This window comes from Geobacter metallireducens GS-15 (assembly GCF_000012925.1).
In the GTDB taxonomy this organism is placed as follows: Bacteria; Desulfobacterota; Desulfuromonadia; order Geobacterales; family Geobacteraceae; genus Geobacter; species Geobacter metallireducens.
In genome coordinates this window covers 119,457-135,722 of record NC_007517.1, presented here as the reverse complement: position 1 = coordinate 135,722, position 16,266 = coordinate 119,457, and the positions used below count along the sequence as shown (strand labels likewise).

At 62.1% G+C, this 16,266-nt stretch carries 14 protein-coding genes and 1 tRNA gene; 11 read left to right on the top strand and 4 right to left on the bottom strand.

Features of this window, described 5'->3' with window-relative positions; all coding sequences use genetic code 11:
* Positions 1-229: 229 nt before the first annotated feature.
* The 4 genes from GMET_RS00545 (at position 230) to GMET_RS00530 (ending at position 3,888) form a co-directional block, all read left to right on the top strand.
* Entirely contained in the window at positions 230-1,108 is an 879-nt protein-coding gene (locus tag GMET_RS00545) for an AAA family ATPase (RefSeq protein ID WP_004514113.1), read from the top strand.
* Positions 1,108-2,280, top strand: a complete 1,173-nt coding sequence (locus GMET_RS00540) for a vWA domain-containing protein (protein WP_004514112.1) — start codon at positions 1,108-1,110, stop codon at positions 2,278-2,280. The genes GMET_RS00545 and GMET_RS00540 overlap by 1 nt, the downstream gene beginning before the upstream one ends.
* 147 nt (positions 2,281-2,427) lie before the next feature.
* Positions 2,428-3,372 carry a D-2-hydroxyacid dehydrogenase gene (locus GMET_RS00535; RefSeq protein WP_004514111.1) on the top strand — a complete coding sequence of 315 codons (945 nt, stop codon included), beginning with the start codon at positions 2,428-2,430 and terminating at the stop codon, positions 3,370-3,372.
* A gap of 51 nt (positions 3,373-3,423) precedes the next feature.
* Positions 3,424-3,888 (top strand): hypothetical protein, encoded by a 465-nt coding sequence (locus tag GMET_RS00530; RefSeq protein WP_004514110.1) that lies wholly within the window; start codon positions 3,424-3,426, stop codon positions 3,886-3,888.
* 10 nt (positions 3,889-3,898) lie between these two features.
* On the opposite strand, the gene glmS is transcribed toward GMET_RS00530, so the two are convergent.
* Both glmS and glmU read right to left on the bottom strand, forming a co-directional pair.
* The gene (glmS, locus tag GMET_RS00525) at positions 3,899-5,728 is read right to left on the bottom strand and encodes a glutamine--fructose-6-phosphate transaminase (isomerizing) (protein WP_004514109.1); all 1,830 of its coding nucleotides are present in this window, start codon (positions 5,726-5,728) and stop codon (positions 3,899-3,901) included.
* A 36-nt stretch (positions 5,729-5,764) separates the two neighbouring features.
* The gene (gene glmU / locus GMET_RS00520; protein WP_004514108.1) at positions 5,765-7,195 is read right to left on the bottom strand and encodes a bifunctional UDP-N-acetylglucosamine diphosphorylase/glucosamine-1-phosphate N-acetyltransferase GlmU; all 1,431 of its coding nucleotides are present in this window, start codon (positions 7,193-7,195) and stop codon (positions 5,765-5,767) included.
* A 153-nt stretch (positions 7,196-7,348) separates the two neighbouring features.
* On the opposite strand from glmU, the gene GMET_RS00515 reads away from it, so the two are divergent.
* The 3 genes from GMET_RS00515 (at position 7,349) to GMET_RS00505 (ending at position 12,019) form a co-directional block, all read left to right on the top strand.
* Positions 7,349-7,903 (top strand): MXAN_5187 C-terminal domain-containing protein, encoded by a 555-nt coding sequence (locus GMET_RS00515; protein WP_004514107.1) that lies wholly within the window; start codon positions 7,349-7,351, stop codon positions 7,901-7,903.
* Positions 7,904-7,960: 57 nt separating this feature from the next.
* Positions 7,961-9,835, top strand: coding sequence for a B12-binding domain-containing radical SAM protein (locus tag GMET_RS00510; RefSeq protein ID WP_004514106.1), 1,875 nt, complete (start codon positions 7,961-7,963; stop codon positions 9,833-9,835).
* A gap of 327 nt (positions 9,836-10,162) precedes the next feature.
* Complete coding sequence (locus GMET_RS00505; RefSeq protein WP_004514105.1) at positions 10,163-12,019, top strand: cytochrome c3 family protein; 1,857 nt, start codon at positions 10,163-10,165, stop codon at positions 12,017-12,019.
* A gap of 142 nt (positions 12,020-12,161) precedes the next feature.
* Here GMET_RS00505 and GMET_RS00500 read toward each other — a convergent pair.
* Positions 12,162-12,237, bottom strand: a tRNA-Phe gene (locus GMET_RS00500).
* Positions 12,238-12,338: 101 nt separating this feature from the next.
* Positions 12,339-12,902, bottom strand: coding sequence for an elongation factor P (locus GMET_RS00495; RefSeq protein WP_004514104.1), 564 nt, complete (start codon positions 12,900-12,902; stop codon positions 12,339-12,341).
* A 100-nt stretch (positions 12,903-13,002) separates the two neighbouring features.
* On the opposite strand from GMET_RS00495, the gene yaaA reads away from it, so the two are divergent.
* Genes yaaA through GMET_RS00475 form a run of 4 tightly spaced genes read left to right on the top strand, consistent with a single transcriptional unit; the run spans position 13,003 to position 16,233 of the window.
* Positions 13,003-13,200 carry a S4 domain-containing protein YaaA gene (gene yaaA / locus GMET_RS00490; protein ID WP_004514103.1) on the top strand — a complete coding sequence of 66 codons (198 nt, stop codon included), beginning with the start codon at positions 13,003-13,005 and terminating at the stop codon, positions 13,198-13,200.
* Between the two features lie 14 nt (positions 13,201-13,214).
* Positions 13,215-14,480, top strand: a complete 1,266-nt coding sequence (locus GMET_RS00485) for a DUF898 family protein (RefSeq protein WP_011365625.1) — start codon at positions 13,215-13,217, stop codon at positions 14,478-14,480.
* Positions 14,480-15,523, top strand: coding sequence for a M48 family metallopeptidase (locus GMET_RS00480; RefSeq protein WP_004514101.1), 1,044 nt, complete (start codon positions 14,480-14,482; stop codon positions 15,521-15,523). Before GMET_RS00485 ends, GMET_RS00480 begins: the two co-directional genes overlap by 1 nt.
* The gene (locus GMET_RS00475) at positions 15,520-16,233 is read left to right on the top strand and encodes a uracil-DNA glycosylase family protein (protein WP_004514100.1); all 714 of its coding nucleotides are present in this window, start codon (positions 15,520-15,522) and stop codon (positions 16,231-16,233) included. The genes GMET_RS00480 and GMET_RS00475 overlap by 4 nt, the downstream gene beginning before the upstream one ends.
* The last annotated feature ends 33 nt before the right edge of the window (positions 16,234-16,266 follow it).

Genomic DNA, 16,266 nt, shown 5'->3' with positions numbered 1-16,266 from the left:
TCTAACGATCTGCCATTCACTGTGGCTAATTATGATTTTACAATGTCGTATGTGGCGGAAGGGGTGGTTGGCCGCAGGAGTGGCAACATACCGAAGGCTGCCTACATCAGGTGGAACATGGAAAGGTAGAAGTGAGCGCCTATGTTGACAGTAAAATGGTAAAATGGTACCTTTATATTAAAATATGGCAGCACGCAATCGGCAAGAATAGCAAATAAAGGAGAGCACCATGAGCAATCTCCCGTTCCATCAATTTTGCGGTACCGAGGGGTACGTCGCCTCCAGGGCGCTCCAGGACGTGGTCAACGTGGCCATTGCCCTGGAACGGCCGCTGTTGCTCAAGGGGGAGCCGGGCACGGGAAAAACTCTTCTCGCCTACCATATCGCCAAGGCATTGGGGATGGAGATCATCCTGTGGAACGTGAAGTCCACCACAAAGGCCCGCGACGGCCTCTATACCTACGACACGGTCCAGCGCCTGAATGATGCCCGCTTCGGCGATGGAGACGTCCGGGACATCCGCCACTACATCAAGCTCGGTCCTCTGGGAAGGGCCTTCGGGAGCGCGGAGCGGGTGGTGCTCCTCATCGACGAGGTGGACAAGGCAGACATAGAGTTTCCCAATGACCTGCTGTTCGAGCTGGACGAGATGCGTTTCCACGTCTTGGAGACCGACGAATGGGTGTCGGCCGCCCATCGTCCGGTGGTGATCGTTACATCGAACTCGGAGAAGGAGCTTCCCGACGCGTTCCTGCGCCGCTGCGTATTCCACTACATCGACTTTCCGGACGAGACGCAGATGCGCGCCATCATCGATGTCCACTTTCCGGACCTGCCCGCCGAGCTCATGAGGAGTGCCTGCAAGGTCTTCTACGGTCTGCGCGAGGTGCCGGGATTGCGCAAGCGCCCTTCCACCTCGGAGCTGCTGGACTGGATCCGGGTGCTGCTGGCCAGCGGCGCACGGCTGCCGGAGGAGGAGACTCCCGCGCTCCAATCGGTGCCGTTTCTGGGCGCCCTCGTCAAGATACAGGAGGATGCCGACATCCTCGCCCACCACGCCAGCCGGTCGGCAGATGTCCGCACCGCGGGCCGCCGCTTTTTCCGCTGATGTTTCTGGCTCTCTACCACTCACTGCGGGCGCTCAAGGTGCCGGTGAGCCTCACCGAGTGGCTTACCCTGCTGGAGGGGCTTGCCAATGGGCTCCACAACCAGAGCCTCGAGGACTTCTATTACCTCTCCCGCAGCCTCCTCGTGAAGGACGTCGCCCACTACGACGCCTTTGACCAGGCTTTCGCCTACTGCTTCAAGGATGCACCGATACCCGAAGATCTTGCCACCAGGAAGAAGGTCCTGGAATGGCTCCGGGATGCGCAGGCTCCGCGGCGTCTTTCAGAGGAAGAGCTGGCCCGCCTGGAAGCGCTTTCCCTGGACGAACTGCTGCGGCAGCTGGAAGAGCGGCTGCGTACCCAGGACGGTGCCCACCACGGCGGGAAAAAGTGGATCGGCACCGGTGGGACGAGCCCCTTCGGCGCCGGCGGCAACCACCCCTCCGGGATATCCTTCGCTGCCGAGGGGGGCGGGGGAAGGGCCGTGCTCCAGGCCTTTGGCCGGCGCTACCGCAACCTGCGCAATGATCTGACCCTGGATGTGCGCCAGATCGGCGTGGCACTGAAGCGTCTGCGCGATCTGAGGGAATGCGGTGCCGAGGAACATCTCGACCTTGAGGGCACCATCGACAGGACCTGCAGGAACGCCGGGGAGATCGATCTGGTCTTTGCCCGCGAGCGGGAGAACCAGGTGCGCGTTCTGCTGATTATGGACTCGGGTGGTTCCATGGAGCCGTTCAGGGCCCTGTCGGAGCGGCTCTTTTCCGCGGCCCACGGACTCAACCATTTCAGGGATTTCCGCGCATTCTACTTCCATAACTGCGTCTACGAGGACCTCTATGTCGACCTCGATTCCGACGAATCCATCCCCACGGCCGAGGTGATCAGGGAGTACGGAAAGGAGTATCGACTCATCTTCGTGGGCGACGGGGCCATGGCCCCCTACGAACTGATGAGCCCTTCCGGCATTCTGGAGCGGTATCGTGCCGGCACCATGTCCGGCCTGGACTGGCTCCGCCAGCTTGCCGACGCCTTCGGCCGGCGGGCCTGGATGAACCCGCTTCCCGAGAATTCCTGGATGCACTACGAGACCGTCCCCGTGGTAGGAGGTCTCTTTCCCATGTTCCCCCTCACGCTGGAAGGGCTCACGCGGGCAGTGCGGCACTTGCGGTAGCGGCACGAGGGGGGCACATATATCTCCGAGAAAACAAGAGGGTACTGATTTGCCGCAGCAGATTGACCACGCCTGCCAGAATCGATATAGTCGTTACTCCTGTAACGCATTGATAAGACCGACGGTTTCTGAGAGCGAAACGCACCCATGAAGATCAGCAATCTCCTTATCCATCTGCACAACAACATTGACGCCTTCACCCTGAAGCCACGTCACGTCGAGCAGATACGCCAAGCACTCCCGGAAGTGGCCATTACCGTCTCGGCGAGCGACAGCGACTTCATGGACCGGCTTCCCGATGCCGAATATGCCCTTGTGTGGGTCTTCAAACCCGAGTGGTATGCGACCGCTCCCCGGCTTAAGGCACTCTTCACTCCTGCCGCCGGCCGTGACTGGGTTGCGGCAGACCCGTCAGGGAGGGTGATGACCTGTCATGGCAGCTTCCACGGTCGTATCATGCGCGAGAGTCTTCTCTCCATGATGCTTTATTTCAACCGGCGCCTCGGCCAGTCGCTTGAAGATCAGGGCCGCCGGATGTGGGGGCGTCCGGACTACAGCGGTTGTGTCGGCCTCTTCAGCCAGCGGGTCATGATCGTAGGTTTGGGGGCGCTGGGGCAGTCCATGGCGGAACTGCTCAAAGCCTTCGGTGCGCACGTAACCGGGGTCAAGCGCAACCCGGAATCCTTTGCGGGCAGCCCTTGTGTCGACAGGGTGATCTCTTTTGACGCGCTGGAGGAGGCGTTGCCTGAAGCCGATCATGTGGTTCTGCTGCTTCCCGGCGGGACGGCAACCGATGGTATTTTCACCGCACGACACTTCAATGCCATGAGGCCGGGAGCCTACCTTTACAACCTGGGTCGAGGGAACTGTTACCGGGAGGAAGACCTTGTGGCCGCCCTGGAGGATGGCCGCCTGGCAGGTGCCGGTCTGGATGTCTTTGCCGAAGAGCCGCTGCCGGCCTCCTCGCCTCTCTGGGAGCAACGCAACGTCCTGATCACGCCCCATTCCAGCGCCATCAGCCGGGAGTACCTCGACCTCTTTATTCAGGAGTGGCTAGAGACCCTGCGGAAGGGTGCGCCGCAGAACGCGTAAAGCAACACGTTACAAGCAAGAGGAGTAGATTTATTTCAGAGGAGAACTGCCATGCGCGACTTTTGTGATGCAGACCGGAAGAAAAAGAGCGGCAGGATCACGTTGCCGGAAAACCCGAGTAATCTCTCCGAAGAAGTCCTGGCACAGCTGGAAAGCGCCGTGAAAGCGGCCGTGAAAGACGGATACGTGAGTTGTCCGGCAGGCTGGAAGGTGGCCGGCAACGTGGGGGTTTCCCGCCTTGATGTGGGGGCGATGATCGACAAGCTCGGCATCCGCGTGACAGACTGTCAACTCGCCTGCTTCGCGGTGTCCAAGACTTCGCACCTGGGCTCGGCGACAGAGCCGGTCAGCGAAGATGTCTCCAGCCGCGTCGAGGATCTTGAGGAAAAGGGGGCGCTCACCTGCGCCAACGTCTTCGCCCTCGCCAACGAACTGAACGTAAAGCCGATGTCCGTCGCGAACGCGGCCAATAGCAAGAGGTATAAGATCCGGCAGTGCCAGCTTGGCTGTTTCTAGTAGTCAACCGCTATTCCACGGTCACGCTCTTGGCCAGGTTCCGGGGCTGATCCACGTCGGTTCCCTTGAGAACGGCCACGTGGTACGCCAGGAGTTGGAGCGGGACCGACAAGAGGATCGTCGCCAGTTCCTCGCCGTCTGAGGGGACTTCGAGGGTCTCCTCAGCCTTCTGGCTAACGCCGTCGTCGCCGGAGGAACAAATGGCGATGACCCTTCCCCCCCGGGCAATGACTTCCTCCATGTTGGAGAGAACCTTCTCGTAGGTGGAGTTCTTCGGCACGAGGACCACCACCGGCATGTTTTCGTCGATGAGGGCGATGGGGCCGTGCTTCATCTCGCCGGCGGGGTATCCCTCGGCGTGGATGTAGGAAATCTCCTTGAGCTTCAGGGCGCCTTCCAGGGCGATGGGGTAGCAGACGCCGCGCCCCAGGTAGAGGAAATCCCGGGCGTTCATGTAGCGGCGGGCCACCTTCTCCACCGTGTCGTTCATCTCCAGGGTCTTTTCGAGGAGGGCGGGGATCTTCACGAGCTCGCCGATCATGGCGCGCCCCTTGGCCTGGTCCAGGGTGCCCAGTGCCCGGCCGAGCCGGATGGTGAAGAGGTAGAGGGCCACCAACTGGGTAACGAATGCCTTGGTGGAGGCGACGCCAATTTCGGGTCCCGCGTGGGTGTAGACGACCCCCGCGGCCTCACGGGCGATGGAGGAGTCAACCACATTGCAGATGGCGATGTTCCTGGCCCCCCGCGCTTTTCCCTCGCGCATGGCGGCCAGGGTGTCGGCGGTCTCTCCCGACTGGGAGATGAGAACCATGAGGGTCCGGTCGTTCACCACCGGGTTGCGGTAGCGGAATTCGGAGGCGATGTCCACCTCCACCGGGAGGCGGCAGTGTTCTTCCAGGAGGAACTTTCCCACCAGGGCCGCGTGCCACGAGGTGCCGCAGGCGATGATGCAGATCCGGTCAATGCCCCTGAGCTCCTCATCGGTGAGTTTCAGGTCTTCGAGGTAGACATCTCCCTGCTCCTCCCGGAGCCGGCCGGCGATGGTGTCGCGGACTGCCCGGGGCTGCTCGAAGATTTCCTTGAGCATGAAGTGCTTGTATCCCCCCTTCTCGGCCATGAGGGGAGACCAGTCGATGTGGCGGGAGGCCTTTTCCAGCGGCTCGCCGCTCACCCGGCTGAAGGAGGGGGTGCCGTCGCGGAAGACGACCATCTCCCCGTCATCGAGAAAGACCATCTCCCGGGTGTGGGAGAGGATGGCGGGGATGTCCGAGGCCACGAAGAACTCGCCGGTGCCGAGCCCCACCACCATGGGGGAGCCCTGCTTGGCGGCGATGAGGACCCCCGGTTCCTTTTCGCAGAGGACGCAGACGGCGTAGGCCCCCCGCAGCTCCGCCAGGGCCTGCCGGGTGGCGCGCTCGAAGTCGCCGCAGGCCCCATACTTCTCGTCGATGAGGTGGGAAATCACCTCCGTGTCGGTTTCGCTCAGGAACTCCCGGCCGGTTCCCCTCAGCCGTTCCCGCAACTCCAGATAGTTCTCGATGATGCCGTTGTGGACCACGATGACGGAGCCCGCCTGGTGGGGATGGGCGTTGATCTCGGAGGGTCTGCCGTGGGTGGCCCAGCGGGTGTGGCCGATGCCGATCCGCCCCAGCAGGGGCTGGGCCGCCACGAGACGCTCCAGGTTGAAGAGCTTCCCTTCGCTCCGCCGTACCTTGGCCCGGCCGGCATCGAGGGTGCAGACCCCGGCGGAGTCGTACCCCCGGTACTCAAGGCGCTTGAGTCCGTCGAGGATGATGGGTGTCGCCTCCTGGGCGCCGATATAGCCGACGATTCCGCACATAGTCTCAATCTCCGTTAGTAAATGGATAAAAAGGGGTCACTGATCCCGCTGTTTGAGTTTCCACCCGTCCTTGTTCACCTGGGGGGCCCGGGCAATGGCCAGGGAGTCGGGGGGGACATCCCGGGTCACCGTGGTGCCGGCGGCGATGAGGGAGTTCCGCCCGACGGTGACGGGCGCCACGAACTGGACGTCGCTTCCCACGAAGACGTCGTCCTCGATGACGGTGCGGTGCTTGCGCACCCCGTCGTAGTTGCAGGTAATGGTGCCGCATCCAACGTTGACGTTGTTGCCGATGGAGGCGTCACCCAGGTAGGTGAGGTGGGAGGCCTTGGAGCCTTCGCCCATGGTGATTTTCTTGGTTTCGACGAAGTTGCCGATCTTCACGTGGGCCATGAGTTCGGTTCCGGGCCTGAGGTGCGCCATGGGGCCGATGGCCGTGTGGTCGTGGATGATCGCATCCTCCATGACGGAGCCGGCCTTCACCATGACGTGGCTCCCGAGGCGGCAGCTCCGGATGACGGCCCCCGGTTCCACGACGCAGCCGTTGCCGAGGGTGCTCCCCTTGATGACGGCCCCCTGTTCGATGGTGCACCCTTCGCCGATCCGGGTCTCGCCGGAGAGGTGGACTCCCGGATGGACCGTGGTGTCGCGCCCCACGACAGCCCCCCGGTCGATGTAGGTGGCGGCCGGATCCACGATGGTCACGCCGTCGAGCATGAGCTCCCGGTTGATCCGCTGCCGGGCAAACCGCCCCGCTTCGGCCAGCTGGGCCCGGTCGTTCACCCCCATGACCTCAACCGGGTCGGCCACGGGATGGGCGGTGCAGCGGAGCCCCTGCTCGTTGGCCATGGTGACGATGTCGGTGAGGTAGTATTCCCCCTGGGCGTTGTCGTTGCCGATCCGCGTGACCGCGTCGAAGAGAAACGCCGCCTCGGCGCAGTAGATGCCGGCGTTTACCTCTCTGCGGCCCCGCTCCTCGGGAGTCGCATCCTTCTCCTCGACGATCCGGATGACCCGGCCGTCAAAGCCGCGGATGATCCGGCCGTAGCCGAAGGGGTTTTCAAGACGCGTGGTGAGGACCGTGAGGGCCGCACCGGTGGCCCCGTGGGCGTCGATCATCCCCCGGAGCGTCTCGGGCCGGATAAGGGGGACGTCGCCGCAGAGGATGAGGACTCTCCCCGTAAAGCCGTCGAGGGCCGCGGCGGCGCTGGCCACGGCGTGACCGGTGCCGAGTTGTTCCTCCTGGAGGGCAAAGGCTACCTGTTCTGTTCCTGCGAAGTGCTCACGAATGGTGTCCGCCTGGTGGCCGACCACCAGCACCATGCGGGACGTCCCCGCCTGCCGGGCCGCCTCCACTGGCCACGCGACCATCGGTGCGCCGGCCAGGGGATGCATCACCTTGACCAGATCGGATTTCATTCTCGTTCCCTTGCCGGCGGCAAGGATTATCGCCGCAAGATCGCCCATGACGGCCCTCCTTTGAGGAGAAATCATTGGATTTGAAACCATTTACTCTATACGATGCCCCGCGCGGACGTCAAGCGAATAGACGGGTGCAACGGGAAGCTTTCGTCTTTACACCGAGGGGGGTTTCTGTCTATAGTCGAACCCGGAGAACCTATGGGAATTCCGGAAGACATAGCCCAGTTCGAGCAGTGCCTCAATGAGCTGATCATCAAGTACGAGCAGTACTTCCTCGGCCTTGAGAAGCGGGAGCCCCTGCGCCTGCTCGAGACGGTCGACCGGCTGGCGCGCAAGTACGTCAGCGTGAAGATCGTCAACACCATGCTGAACTTCAAGTACAACTCCCTCGTGGCAAAGCTGGGTTCCTACCGGCAGTACTGGAACCGGATCCTCCGGCTCATGGAGGAGGGAAAGTACTCCCGGGACCGGTTCCGCATGGCCATGCACGAACGTCCCGCCCAAGCTGCCAAGAATGACGCCTCTCCGTCCCCGTCCCACGACGAGGCGGACGAGCTCTATCGCCAGTTCATCGAGGCGCGCCGCTCCTGCAACCTCCCCGTCGAGACGGTGACCAGGGATATGGTCGCCTCCGCCATTGAAAAGCAGAAGCCGGCGATCGTGGCAAAATACGGCACCGACCGGGTGGAATTCCGCATCGTCATCGAAAACGGCGTCCCCAAGATCAAGGCCAGGCCCCGTCGGTCATCCTAACCATCACCGTCATGCCATTCCTGGCGGAGTGGTCTCATTTTACCCCCGGAGGAGTCCGTGAAGGTCGTCCTTGCCGCCATCCACCCAGTTCCCTCTCCCCAGGCCGTCCCTCTCGCCAACGCGTTCCTGAAGGCATACCTCGGCACCGACGAGGAGCTTGCCGCCCGCGTTGCTGTCACGCTCTGCGATTTTTTGCGTTCAACGCCAGCCGACGTCTGTGCTGCCGAGATTCTTGCCCACGAGCCCGATGCGGTCGGCTTTTCCCTCTATCTCTGGAACACCGAGGAGTCGGGGCGGATTGCGGCGGAGCTTCGGCGGAACCGTCCCGGCATCACCATCTTCGCCGGCGGCCCCCAGGCAACCGCAGACCCCCTCGGAACGCTCACCGGGGGGGGGTACGATTTTCTCATCCTCGGCGAGGGGGAGGTGCCGTTTCTCGAGGTGACGGCCCGGCTTGCCGACGGGCGTCCTTTCCGTGGCGCGCCGGGGACGGCCTGGCTTGACGATGGAAAACTGGCAAGCCGGCCCCAGAAGCCGGTGGCGCTCCTTGACACCATTCCGTCCCCCTTTTTGTCGGGAATCATCGAGCCCGGGCGCTACGGGGGGCTTCTCTGGCAACTCTCCCGCGGGTGCGACTTCGCCTGCGAGTACTGCTTCGACTACAAGGGGACCAAGGGGGTGCGGCGGTTCTCTCTGGAGCGGGTCGACGCGGAGCTCGATTTTCTCGTCCGCCACAACGTCCCCCAGGTGTTTGTCCTCGACTCCACCTTCAACGTCGATGCGAAGCGGGCCAAGACGATCCTGCGGATGATCCGCAAGCGCGCCCCCCATATCCACTTCCACTTCGAGGTGCGGAGCGAGTTTCTGGACCGGGAGATGGCCCGGCTTTTTGCCGGCATTACCTGCTCTCTCCAGATCGGCCTCCAGAGTGCCGACCCGGCCATCCTCAAGGGGATACGGCGGCATTTCGATCCGGACGACTTTCGAAAACGAGTCGCGCTTCTCAACGAAAGCGGGGCCGTCTTCGGCTTTGATCTCATCTACGGACTCCCCGGCGACTCCCTCGCAGGCTTCAGGCAATCCCTCGACTTCGCCCTCGCCCTCTACCCGAACCATCTGGACATCTTCCCCCTTGCCGTTCTCCCCGGCACCCCCCTTGCCGCCCGCGCGGCTCAGGCAGGGCTCGACCACCTTCCGGCGCCCCCCTACGCGCTTACCGCCACCCCGACGTTTCCGGCCCCGGACATGAAACGTGCCGCCCGCCTTGCCGGAGCCTGCGACATCTTCTATAGCCGGGGAAAAGCGGTCGCCTGGTTCAACGGCGTCATTGCCCCCCTTTCCCTGACGCCGGCAGAGTTTCTCGACGCCTTCGGCGGATGGCTCGCACGCCAAGGGATTGAAGCCCGGGAGGAGGCCTTGGGCGACGAGGCGATCTGGTCGCTGCAGCGCTCGTTTCTTGCCCACATCTTTGCCGACCGGCGGGTGCGTCGTCTTCTCCCCGTGGCTCTCGACCTGGTCGATTATCACTATCATTACGCGGCGGCGCTTCTGGCGCCGCCGCCGGAGCTTCCCACCGACCGCAGCCTCGCCGGCTTGAATATTCTCGATCAGGTAGTGTGTCTTGCTCCATCCACGAGGCTTGCCCGCTTCTCCTATGAAATCACCGATCTGCTGGAAGCGGGCAACGCAGACCTTCGGGAAATCTGTGCATGTTTCTCGCCCAGTCCGTCATGGGCCGTCATTTATCCCCGCGGCAACGACATATTTACCGAATCTCTCCTGGAGTCCTATTTCCTTCTTCTCGAGGGGCTCGACGGCTGCTGCCGGGCCGGTGATGTCGTTGCGCGACTCGCCCTTTCCGGAGAGGGGGCAGCGGAATTCCTCAAATTTGCCGCCGCGGAGGGGATTGTCACGGTACGGAACTGCCCCTGACGCAGCAGGGATAATGTTATGTCGTGTTTAAGCCGCTGCGATTGCCTCTATGTATAAAAAAAGTATACTATTTTGTTGCATTTTCCCCCCTTGGGTATTACTATCCCCGAGATTGATACTTATTCATTGAATGACTTTTAATATTTAGAATATCGTTTTATTTTCCGATTGTTCGGCATCTTGCTAATCCATTGAAATGGTTTTGGTTGGCATTGTCGAACAAGTTAATCTGGTGAGTCGAGACATTCTTTGATTTCTTTTGCAATACCTTGTTTTATCGATATTTATCGGGAAGCAAGAAAAAATACCTCACAAGGAGGAGCATGCATGTTGTCGAAGGTTTTTCGGCTGGTCCCCGCACTTCTGCTGCTCATGGCCGTTGCCCGGCCAGCGGCTGCCGAAAGTGGCATGGCAATTGACCCGGCCACCTGTCTCGGCTGTCACAGCAACAAGGTTTCCGCCTCGGCATTTGCCGCGTCGGTCCACGGCAAAAACGCCTGTACAAGCTGCCACGTGGAGATTACTGATCTCGCCAAGCACATGAAAGGCGAAACAAAGGTCCACAAGGTTCGGTGCGAGCGCTGCCACAAGAAGGAGAACTCCGAGCACTACGCCAGCGTCCATGCCCAGAAGGACGTGATGTGCGCCGACTGCCACACCGATATCCATACCCATACCTACTGGAACAAGGATAAACGGAAAGTTGTGGCCAAATGTATCCAGTGCCACGACAAGGAGGCGGGCTACCGCAACTCCATCCACGGAAAGTCCGTGGCTGGCGGCAACATGGACTCGGCGGCTTGTAACGACTGCCACAACCTCCATGCAATCAAGCCCCTTGGTGATCCGAAGTCCAAGGAAAACCGGGAGTTCCATACCAAGGTCTGCATGAAGTGCCATGCCGACGAGAAGATGATGGAGCGTAACAACGTCGTCACCGTTGCCGTCGAAACCTACATGGAAAGCTACCATGGCAAGAACTACCGCCTCGGCTTCCCTGAGAAGGTTGCCGGTTGCGCCGACTGCCACACCGCCCACGGCGTTCTCCCTGCCAAGGATCCCAACTCCAGCGTCAACCCCCAGAATCTCGTCGCCACGTGCGCCAAGTGCCATCCGAAGGCGACCCCCCTCTTCACCAAGTTCTACGCCCACGGTTCCCACGACCGTGTGAAATACCCGATCCTCTTCTACACCTTCGTGGCAATGACTGGCCTCCTCGTCAGTACCTTCGCCGTGTTCTGGGTTCACACCCTTCTGTGGATGTTCCGGGGCTTCGTGGAGAACCGCGAAAAGCAGCAGGCCCTCATCCAGGGCCACGAGGAGCATCACGTCCCCGACGGCCACAAGGTGTATCGCCGCTTCAAGAAGCGTCACATCTTCCTCCACCTCCTGGTGATCATCAGCTTCCTCCTCCTGTCGCTTTCGGGGCTTCCCCTTAAATTCAGCGACCAGCAGTGGGCGAAGTTCATGATGGATCACATATTCGGCCACTCAGCCAATGCCGGTCGTATTCACCGTCTTGGCGCCTGCATCACCTTTGTCTATTTTTTCAGCGCGATACTCCTGTCCCTCCACTTCCTCTTCGTGCGTAAGGATCTCAAGGGCAACTGGCTCCAGCGCATGTTCGGCCCCGACTCCCTCATGCCCAACTTCCGTGACATCAAGGACGTGGCCGGCATGGTTAGATGGTTCCTCTTCCGCGGGCCCAAACCGACTTTCGAGCGGTGGACCTACTGGGAGAAATTCGACTTCATCGCGGTCTTCTGGGGTATGTTCGCCATCGGCGGCTCGGGCCTGATGCTCTGGTTCCCCGAGTTCTTCGGCAGCTTCCTCCCGGGCTGGATGTTCAACGTCGCCACCATCGTTCACTCCGATGAGGCGCTCCTTGCCACGGGCTTCATCTTCACGGTCCACTTCTTCAACACCCACGGCCGTCCCGAGAAGTTCCCCATGGACTTCGTCATCTTCAACGGCCAGATACCGAAGCATGAATTCCTTGAAGAGCGGGGCGATCAGTGGAAGCGCTACGAGGAACTGGGGATCACCGAACAGTTCGCTGCCAAGAAAACGAGCGGCGTTGCCTACGACTTCATCGTCAAAGCCTTTGGCTTCTGCGCGGTTATCATCGGTATATCGCTGACGGTGCTGATGCTCTTCGCCTTCCTCTCCGGAGGGTCGCACTAAGAGAGAAGTCAGTAATTGACATGCAGTGAAAAAAGAAGGGGTGGCTTTTGGCCACCCCTTCTTTTTGTTGTTTGCCTGGGGAGAGGGAAATTCCAGGGACAAAAAAAGGCCTCGCGAGAAAATCGCGAAGCCTTGATTTTTCTGGTGCCCAGAGACGGAGTCGAACCGCCGACACGAGGATTTTCAGTCCTCTGCTCTACCGACTGAGCTATCTGGGCGAAAAGAGCTTTAACTTATAACCTCTGGCCGGGATTGTGTCAATACCTTTTTCGATTTTCCCGGTGCCGGCTCGGGAATTTTCACTCCGCTGCTCTGCGAATCAGGCTCGGGATACGAACCGGCAGTCCCGGGTGTCGACCTTGATCTTCTCTCCCACCTCCAGGTAGGGGGGGACCTGGAGGGTCAGGCCGGTTTCGAGGGTGGCCTCCTTGGTCTGGGCGGTGGCGGTGGCGTTCTTCATGATCGGGGGGGTGTCGGTGACGGTGAGTTCTACCACTTGGGGCGGATCTACGCTCACGAGGCGCTCCTGGAACAGGCCGAGGGTTACCTCAGTGCCGTCCAGGAGGTAGGGCTGGATGGCGCTGAAGGAGTCAGCGTCCATTTCGAACTGCTCGTAGGTTTCGAGATCCATGAATACCCCTCGGTCGCCGTCGGCGTAGAGGAACTGCCCCTTGTGGCGCTCGAAGTCGGCCTCCTCCACCTTGTCGCCGGAACGGAAGGTCTTCTCCAGCACCTGGGCGGTGAGGAGGTTGCGGTACTTGGTCTTGACCATGGTGCTGGCGCCCCGGGCTGAGGGGGACTGGAAGTGGACGTCGAGGATTACGCAGGGGGCACCGTCGAGCTTGATGACGAGGCCCCGCTTGAAGTCGGATGTGGTGAGCATGGCAAATCTCCTTTGGGCGTGAAAAATCTCCTCTTCATAACAAAAAAGTGCTACAAAGACAACCAACTTGGACGAATACCGTTGGGAGTGCCATAACACGATGAAGATCGAAACCGAATACATAAAGCTTGATAGTTTTCTGAAGGCCGAGAATATCGTTGCCTCCGGCGGCGAGGCGAAAATCATCATCGCCGATGGGGAAGTGCGGGTGAACGGCGAGGTGGAGACGCGGCGCGGCAGGAAGCTCCGGGTCGGCGACCGGGTCGAGGCGGGCGGTGAAACGCTCGTGGTGGAATGACGGTGGGGGCTCCCATGGAAACCGTAAGCTGCCCTCACTGTGGCTTCGCGAAGGAGATGCCCGCCGGGACCGTACCCAACGGGGCGCGGGTGAAATGTCCCCGTTGCAAGGAGACCTTCATCTTTACCCGGACGGCTGACCGGGGCACTCCTCCCGCTGCCGTGACAGCCGCGCGCGAATCGGCGGCAGTGGTCCCGCCATTGTCGGCTCCATCCGAACCACGGCGGCCGGCGCAGCCCCGGACCCTCCGCTTCACCTTCACCGGCACGGCCAAGGAATATTTCGGCATCTGGATCGTCAACACGCTTCTGAAGATCGTGACCCTCGGGGTCTACTCGGCCTGGGCCAAGGTCCGCAAGCGCCGCTACTTCTATGGCAATACGCTTCTGGATGGAAGCCCCTTCGACTACCTGGCCGACCCCAAGGCCCTCTTTCGCGGGTGGCTCATCGGGGTGCTGGCGTTTCTCGTCTACACGGCCGGAACCCGGTATACGCCGGGCATCTCCAAGATCCTCGGTTCTATTTTCTTCCTGACGGTGCCGTGGCTCGTGGTCCGTTCGCGACTTTTCAACAACCGCAACTCCAGCTACCGCAGCCTCCGTTTTGCCTTCCGGGACGACTACCAGGAGGCCTACGTAATATTTGCCGGCCTCGCCTTCCTGGTGCCGTTCACGCTGGGGCTCATCTTCCCCTACCTCATCTATCGCCAGAAGAAGTTTCTCGTGGAGCGGAGCTCGTTCGGTCGTACCCCCTTCACTTTCACGGCCACGGGAAAGGATTACTACGTCCTCTTCCTGAAGGCGGCTGGGTGGCTCGTGCTCCTGCTGGTGGTGGTGATGCCGGCGGCCTTCTACGTGATCTCCACCCTGGCCGAAGGGGGGGCGCTCCTGGCCGGCGGCGACCTGCACCGGACCCAGATGATGGTGGGTGCCCTCATGATCTTCACCCTGCCGTTTCTCTACTTCTTCATCGTGGTCTACGTGCAGACCGCCCTGGCGAACCTTACCTGGAACAGCACCGGCATCGCAGGAAGCAGCTTTGTGAGCCGGATGCGGGTCCGGGACATGGCCTGGCTCTATCTCTCCAACGCCGTGGCCATCATGGGGAGCCTCGGACTCATGATCCCGTGGGCGTCGGTGCGGCTGGCCCGGTACCGGTTCGAGACCCTTTCCGTCGAGGGGATTGCGGATATGGAGGCGTTCCGGGCAGGGTTCCAGGGGGACGTGAGCGCCACCGGCGAGGAGATCGGCGATATCTTCGGGATCGACGTGGCCCTGTGATGACGGCCCCAGGCATCTACTACGACGGCCGGACCTCGGCCCGGCGGACCGTACGCCTCACCCTGGAGGGGAACCGCCTCCTGGTGGCCGGGGAGGGGGTTGAGACCTCTGCGGAGCTCTCCCGCCTCGCCATCTCCTCCCCCCTTTCCACGGCGCGACGCTCGGTCCGGTTCCCGTCCGGGGCCCTCTGCGAGGTGAGCGACACCCGCTTCGTGGACGAGCTCATGCGGCGCCAGGGGAAAGGGCGCGCCTCGGCAGCCATCCACCGGTGGGAGCGGAGCCTCCCCCTGGCCCTGGTGGCCCTCGTGGCGACGGTGGCCGTGGTCTGGGGCTTTGTCGCCTTCGGGATTCCCGCGTTGGCTGACAAGGTCGCCCGGGCCGTTCCCCCGGTCACCGAGGTCTCCCTGGGGCGGGAGAGCCTGGCGATGCTCGACAAGCTTGTCTTCACGCCGTCCCGGCTCCCCGATGCCCGGCGCCGGGACATCGCGGCCCAATTTTCCCGCATGGGCCGGGATCTTCCCTTTGCTGCCGGCTACCGGCTGGAGTTCCGCCGGAGCGACCAGCTGGGGGCCAATGCCCTGGCGCTGCCGTCGGGGATCATCGTCGTCACCGACCGCCTCGTGGAGATTGCCCAAAGCGATGACGAGCTGATCGGGGTCCTGGCCCACGAGATGGGGCACGTGCGGCACCGCCACGCCCTGCGCCACGTGCTCCAGAACTCGGCCACGGGCCTCATTATCGCCGCCATCACCGGCGACATCACCTCCATCACCTCCCTGGCCGCCACGCTTCCCACGGTCCTCGTCGACGCCTCCTATTCCCGCAGCTTCGAGACGGAGGCCGACGACGCCGCGGTAGCCTACCTGAAGCGCCGCGGCATCCCCCTGAAGAGCTATGCCGCCATGCTGGGCCGCCTGGAAGCGGAGCACCGGAAGAAGCAGGAGGAGAAGGGGAAGAAGGAGAAAAAATCCCTGGGCGATTACTTCTCCACCCACCCGGTGACCGAGGAGCGGATCAAGCGGGTCCTGGAGGCGGGCCGATGACCGGTCTCGCGGCTATTTCCGATGCCCTTGCCGCTGACCTGGCGGGGCTTTCCTTCTCATCGCCGGTGGCCCACGTCTACAATCCCCTCCTCTACGCCCGGGAGCCCCATGTCGCCTATCTCTCCCGCTTCGGCTCCCCTCCCAAGGAAGTCCTTTTCGTCGGCATGAACCCCGGCCCCTGGGGGATGGCCCAGACCGGCGTCCCCTTCGGGGAGGTCGCGGTGGTGACGGAGTGGCTCGGGATCAACGGCACGGTCACGCGGCCGGCGGGCGAGCACCCCAAAAAGCGGGTCGACGGCTTTGCCTGCCGGCGGAGCGAGGTGAGCGGCCGGCGGCTCTGGGGGTTCATCCGGGAGCGGTTCGGGACGCCGGAGCGGTTTTTTGCCCGCTTTTTCGTGGCCAACTACTGCCCGCTCCTCTTCCTCACCGCCGAGGGTGGCAACATCACCCCGGACAAACTGCGCCGGGGAGAGCAGGAGCCCCTCTTCGCCGCCTGTGACCTGGCCCTGCGCCGGACCGTGGTACTGCTCCGGCCACGGGTGGTCATCGGCGTCGGAGCGTTCGCCGAGGCGCGCTGCCACGAGGCCCTGGAGGGCTTTGACGTGGAGGTGGGGCGGATCATTCACCCCAGCCCCGCCAGCCCCGCTGCCAACCGGGACTGGGCCGGCACGGCCCTGCGACAACTTGCGGAGCTTGGTGTCGATTTCTGACCCTGAAAAGTATTTGGAACACAAGCAACCGTG

Bases quoted from the DNA above. Each gene is read 5' to 3' on its own strand.
- GMET_RS00545 (WP_004514113.1), top strand. From the start codon at position 230: ATGAGCAATCTCCCGTTCCATCAATTTTGCGGTACCGAGGGGTACGTC.
- GMET_RS00540 (WP_004514112.1), top strand. From the start codon at position 1,108: ATGTTTCTGGCTCTCTACCACTCACTGCGGGCGCTCAAGGTGCCGGTG.
- GMET_RS00535 (WP_004514111.1), top strand. From the start codon at position 2,428: ATGAAGATCAGCAATCTCCTTATCCATCTGCACAACAACATTGACGCC.
- GMET_RS00530 (WP_004514110.1), top strand. From the start codon at position 3,424: ATGCGCGACTTTTGTGATGCAGACCGGAAGAAAAAGAGCGGCAGGATC.
- glmS (WP_004514109.1), bottom strand. From the start codon at position 5,728: ATGTGCGGAATCGTCGGCTATATCGGCGCCCAGGAGGCGACACCCATC.
- glmU (WP_004514108.1), bottom strand. From the start codon at position 7,195: ATGGGCGATCTTGCGGCGATAATCCTTGCCGCCGGCAAGGGAACGAGA.
- GMET_RS00515 (WP_004514107.1), top strand. From the start codon at position 7,349: ATGGGAATTCCGGAAGACATAGCCCAGTTCGAGCAGTGCCTCAATGAG.
- GMET_RS00505 (WP_004514105.1), top strand. From the start codon at position 10,163: ATGTTGTCGAAGGTTTTTCGGCTGGTCCCCGCACTTCTGCTGCTCATG.
- GMET_RS00495 (WP_004514104.1), bottom strand. From the start codon at position 12,902: ATGCTCACCACATCCGACTTCAAGCGGGGCCTCGTCATCAAGCTCGAC.
- yaaA (WP_004514103.1), top strand. From the start codon at position 13,003: ATGAAGATCGAAACCGAATACATAAAGCTTGATAGTTTTCTGAAGGCC.
- GMET_RS00485 (WP_011365625.1), top strand. From the start codon at position 13,215: ATGGAAACCGTAAGCTGCCCTCACTGTGGCTTCGCGAAGGAGATGCCC.
- GMET_RS00480 (WP_004514101.1), top strand. From the start codon at position 14,480: ATGACGGCCCCAGGCATCTACTACGACGGCCGGACCTCGGCCCGGCGG.
- GMET_RS00475 (WP_004514100.1), top strand. From the start codon at position 15,520: ATGACCGGTCTCGCGGCTATTTCCGATGCCCTTGCCGCTGACCTGGCG.